General features: G+C 71.4%; 1 protein-coding gene and 1 pseudogene. One reads left to right on the top strand and one right to left on the bottom strand.

Translation table 11 applies throughout. The features are described from left to right. Positions 1 to 811, bottom strand: an 811-nt coding sequence (gene rpsB / locus ND748_RS31000; RefSeq protein ID WP_251749861.1) for a 30S ribosomal protein S2, incomplete at its 3' end; no start/stop codon positions are given. Between the two features lie 560 nt (positions 812 to 1371). On the opposite strand from rpsB, the pseudogene ND748_RS30995 reads away from it, so the two are divergent. After that, positions 1372 to 1911: pseudogene (locus ND748_RS30995) on the top strand (hypothetical protein); the annotation flags it as partial.

Below are 1911 nucleotides of genomic sequence, written 5' to 3'. Positions count from 1 at the left end.
GCGGCTGCTCCTCGCTCGCTGCCGGCGCGGTGCCCTCGCCGCGCAGCAGCGCCTGCTCCCACTCGGCCAGCGGCTCCTCGCCGGCGGACTGCTCGGGCTTGGCGTCGGCGGCCTTCGAGGCACCGGCCCGGGCCATGAGGCCGTCCGCGACGGCGTCGGCGACCACCCGGGTCAGCAGGGCCGCGCTGCGGATCGCGTCGTCGTTACCGGGAATCGGGTAGTCGACCTCGTCGGGGTCGCAGTTCGTGTCGAGGATCGCCACGACCGGGATGCCCAGCTTGCGCGCCTCGCCGACCGCGATGTGCTCCTTCTTCGTATCCACCACCCACACCGCGCTCGGCACCCGGCTCATGTCCCGGATGCCGCCGAGGGTGCGCTCCAGCTTCGCCTTCTCCCGGGTCAGCACGAGCTGCTCCTTCTTCGTGCGGACCTCGGTGCCGCCGGTCACCTCGATCTCCTCAAGCTCCTTGAGCCGCTGGAGACGCTTGTAAACGGTCGAGAAGTTGGTCAGCATGCCACCGAGCCAGCGCTCCTTGACGTAGGGCATGCCCACCCGGGCGGCCTGCTCCTCGATGGCCTCCTGAGCCTGCTTCTTCGTCCCGATGAACAGCACCGTGCCACCGTGCGCCACCGTCTCCTTGACGAAGTCGTAGGCGCGGTCGATGTACGAGAGAGTCTGCTGCAGGTCGATGATGTAGATGCCGTTACGCTCAGTGAAGATGTAGCGCTTCATCTTCGGGTTCCAGCGCTTGGTCTGGTGCCCGAAGTGCACGCCGCTTTCGAGCAGTTGCTTCATGGTGACGACGGCCATGGCGCGTCGCTCCTCCCCGTCCGGCCGCGGCCGGACGCCTCGGTTGTGACGGCGCCGCCTGACGGCGGCTGCCCCTGACGCCCGGAGTGGTCATGGCCGTCGCGATGCGACGGACCGAGGAGACCCTTCCGGTGGCCTCGTGGAGACCCTCGGAAGCGGGCGTGCGAACTAAGCCCGCGATGCGGGCCCTGCCGACGATGATACCCGGACCCACGCTGCGGCCCAGCGGAAAACCCGCCCGCCCCGGGCCATCAAGATCGTGCGACGCCACCGGACGCCCGCCGGCGGGATCGTCCTTCGCCGATCTCCGCCGCAGGGGACAGCCGGGCCGGCGCGAGCGCGCAGCAGGCCGATCTGCGCGTCTACAGCTCACCCGAGATCCGCACCAAAGCAACTTATCCACAGCCAAGAACTTCGGACTACCCAACGAGAGCAAAACACCGCACCGTGGAACCAGCCGATCCGCCGCTCTCGCGGACCGGCAAAGCGGCGGTCGGGAACGTCGCCCCGGACTCCACCCGGCCGCCGCGCCTCCCTCGACCCCGGAGGTTGGGATCGCCATGCCCAGACTGCCCCGCTTCGATCCGCTCTGGCTCGTCATCCCGGCGATCGCGCTGCTGATCGCCGTCGGTTGGCCCACCAGAGTTCCGATCTACCCACGCGGAAGCGGGCCGCCCGCCGCCATCACCGCGCGCACCGCCGACCCGGCCAGCCCGCCGCCAGGCACTGAGCAGGATGACGCCCTCGGGACCGGTCCGCGAGACGCGGCGTTCCCGCAGGACATGATCGGCCAGGCACTGGCGATGGCATCAGGGCCCGTCGGCCCCACGACCCGAACGCCCGTCCTCGGTGCGAGGGTCACCGCCGCCCCCCCGAGTCCGACCACATCGCCCAGCGCGCTCTCGGCCCGAGCCGTCCCCTCCGTGCCAGGCACGACGGCACCGACACCCGGTGCGTCGCCGCTGCCCGCACGCGATGCCACCGCCGGACCGCGCCCGGACGATCCGGTCGCCGTCCACCGACCCCCCGAGCCGGGTTCGACTCGGCCCGGGGACCCTCGGCGACCGGCCCTGTCCCCGCCGGACCCCGCTCCGCCGGGC

Source organism: Frankia sp. AiPs1, from assembly GCF_023716945.1.
GTDB lineage: Bacteria > Actinomycetota > Actinomycetes > Frankiales > Frankiaceae > Frankia.
This window is presented reverse-complemented; position numbering and strand designations above follow the sequence as displayed.